Raw genomic sequence first — 2,961 nt, 5'->3', positions numbered from 1 at the left:
CTAAGAGTCCGATTCCCCCCTTTTGAAGGGGGGCTAGGGGGGATCTACCCACTAAAAACGAAGCAATTATACTTTTCAAACATCTTCTTAGAAGTCTTTTTACAAACCGGATTTGACATTAACCGCGATCGATTAGCAATTTTTCGGTTAGGACTGTGGCATCGCGAAAACCAACAGCGATCGCGATGCCGTCTTTAACAAATAACGGTCGCTTTAATAACATCACATCATCGCTAAAAGCAGTCACCCATTGCGACTCATTCCAAGTATCTTTAGTTTCATCCAGGGCGCGATAGGATTGACCTGATGTATTGCGCAGCGGTCGCTCGCCGAGAACTTCGATCCAACTGGCAATTCGATCGGAAGTGGGTGGCTGTTCTTTAGTATTAATAAATTCATAACTAATTGCCCGAGCATCCAACCATTGCAAGGCTTTTTTGCAAGTACCACAGGTGGGAATACCATAAACTTGGATTGACGTCATAATATTGCGAAAATTAACGATCGGATATTAGCTGTTTCTATCGCTCTCGCTCCATGGCATTGAGATGAGATTAGCGATCGCTAGCGATAAATTACTATCTACATCATATACCTCAAACTAGCAGATTAGATAGATCCTCAAAAGTGAATTATTAAAAGCTACACAAGCGCAAAATTTATCGTCCAGACTCAATTATCGAGCTGAAAATAGGTCTGGATGCCAGTAACTCCCTGTGGCGATCGCACTAGCTAGCTCGGTTGCTGCTAGTGGCTTACTAAATAAAAAACCCTGGGCGGCATCACAATTAATCGAGCGTAAAAACTCTAATTGCTCGATCGTTTCTACACCTTCAGCAACTACATTGAGTTGTAATTCGTGTCCTAAGTTGACGATCGTTCTGACGATACCAGCATCAACTGTATTTGCCCGCAATTCGCTAATAAAAGAGCGATCGATCTTGAGTCGATCTAGTGGCAAATATTTAAGGGCAGCCAGGGAGGAGTAACCCGTGCCAAAATCATCTAATGAGATCTTTATACCAATTTTGCGGAGCGATTCTAAAATCGAGATCGTGCGATCTAAATCTTTAATCGCGATACTTTCGGTGATTTCTACTTCTAAAGCGGTGGGAGCCAGTCCGGTTTCAGCCAAAATTTTCAAGATCGTCTCGATCGCCTGACGATCTTGGAGTTGTTTGACAGAAAAATTGACTGCAATCGGAAAGTTACTCCAGCCGCGATCTTGCCAGATTTTATTTTGTTGGCAAGCCGTCCTAATTACCCACTCGCCAATTTGGACGATCGATCCGGTTTCTTCAGCAATTGGAATTAGCTCGCTGGGATTGATGAATTTAGCCTGGAGATCCTGACACCGCAACAAAGCTTCAGCACCAATAATTTTACCTGTTTTAATATCGATTTGTGGTTGATAATGCAATTGTAAATTGCGATCTTCGATCGTCCGATCGGCGATGGCAGTACAGACATTATCGAGGATACGTTCTAATTGTAATCTGGCGAGTGCTGGCCGATCGTCCCGATAGATCTCGTAATTAGTTCCATCATCTTTGGCACGCTGGAGCGCGGCATCGGCTTGTTGGAGAAGTACCTCACTATCCTCGCCGGAAGTAGTCGCGATCGCAATACCCATACTGGCTTTGAGCTGGAGTAAATGCTGGGTAGACTGGGTGCGGCGATCGAAATCAAAGGGCAAATCGAAACAATTAAGGATGCGCTCGGCAATTTCATTGACTGCGGAAATGCGATCGAGTATCGGCATTATCAAGGCAAATTCATCGCCACTCCAGCGTCCGATTGTTGCTTCGCTACCGAAGGTATTTTGTAAGCGTTCGGCTGTTAATTGCAGCAAGCGATCGCCAAACCGATGACCGAACCGGTCGTTAATATGTTTAAACCTGTCTAAACCGAGTAAAATTACGGCCAAAACTTCACCTGTATCGGGCATTTTTGCCAAGACTAAATTCAAGTATTGGTTGAGTAATAATCGATTGGGTATACCAGTTAAAAGATCGCGATACAGTCGATCTCCGAACATCTGTTCGACCCGTTGTGCCATCACTGCTAGATATAATTGCATCCCTAAATTTTGAGCTAGCTGCAACTCCTCATCCGTCCAACGTAGCTCTCGCTCGGGAGTATGAGTAGATCTAAACAATGTCAGACAGCCGACACAACGATCGCGATCGCCCAATACGAGGATCAGCAGCGAGTCAATCCCCGCGCTACTAAAAGCCATGAATAGGGGCGTAAGTTGCGATCGATCGAGAATCGAATCGATCGGATAAATTGTTGCGCCATGTTCGATCGCTGCGGGAGCTTGTGGATGCAGTAGATCTTGCCACAACTGATTTTTTTCGATCGGGGTTTTGGTGTGCGGCTGAATGCCATAACTCAAGATTCGAGCGCGGTGCGCCAGCGGTTTGGCCAAAATTAACAGCCTACTACCATCAGCATTAAGAGCCTGAGTAATATCGGCTAAAAGTTCGGGATGAAGTTGGGACACAGATGGTGACGAGCACAACATCTTCATAATTAAGTGGCTACGCTAATTTGGGGAACGCTGTCATGTGTAATTAGTGGAGGGATAAATCGCGATCGGCAGGACTCGATCGTAAAACGTAAGCTCTGCCCAATCGATGATGCTAGAGCGATCGTGCTATAAAGTTAGAGCTTGATGCCTAACTATTGTGCAATAAAGTTAGATCTTATGGACGCCAGGACTAATCATATCTCTTTGCCAATCGGACTGCCGACGAGCGAGTCGGAACTTGCCGAATTAGTCACGATCGCCAATCGCGATCGAACGCCACTAATAGTCGCGGGAAATAGCACTAAACTCGACTGGGGTGGCACGGTAAGCAGTGCTAAGATCGTCAGCACCCAAAAACTCGACAGGCTTATCGCTCATGCCGTCGGCGATTTAACCGTAACTGTCGAAGCGGGGATGAACTTCGCCAC

At 45.7% G+C, this 2,961-nt stretch carries 3 protein-coding genes; 1 reads left to right on the top strand and 2 read right to left on the bottom strand.

What is annotated here, in order from left to right; all coding sequences use genetic code 11:
• Positions 1–118: 118 nt before the first annotated feature.
• Together RMO84_RS18605 and RMO84_RS18600 are read right to left on the bottom strand one after the other, a co-directional pair.
• Complete coding sequence (locus RMO84_RS18605) at positions 119–484, bottom strand: Spx/MgsR family RNA polymerase-binding regulatory protein (RefSeq protein ID WP_310489928.1); 366 nt, start codon at positions 482–484, stop codon at positions 119–121.
• A gap of 192 nt (positions 485–676) precedes the next feature.
• Positions 677–2,533, bottom strand: a complete 1,857-nt coding sequence (locus RMO84_RS18600; protein WP_310489927.1) for a bifunctional diguanylate cyclase/phosphodiesterase — start codon at positions 2,531–2,533, stop codon at positions 677–679.
• 177 nt (positions 2,534–2,710) lie between these two features.
• On the opposite strand from RMO84_RS18600, the gene RMO84_RS18595 reads away from it, so the two are divergent.
• On the top strand, positions 2,711–2,961 hold a 251-nt coding region (locus RMO84_RS18595), incomplete at its 3' end, for an FAD-binding protein (protein WP_310489926.1).

Source organism: Chamaesiphon sp. VAR_69_metabat_338, assembly GCF_031423935.1.
In the GTDB taxonomy this organism is placed as follows: Bacteria; Cyanobacteriota; Cyanobacteriia; order Cyanobacteriales; family Chamaesiphonaceae; genus Chamaesiphon.
The sequence above is the reverse complement of the archived record's forward strand: the minus strand, read 5'-3'. Positions and strand labels throughout refer to the sequence as shown.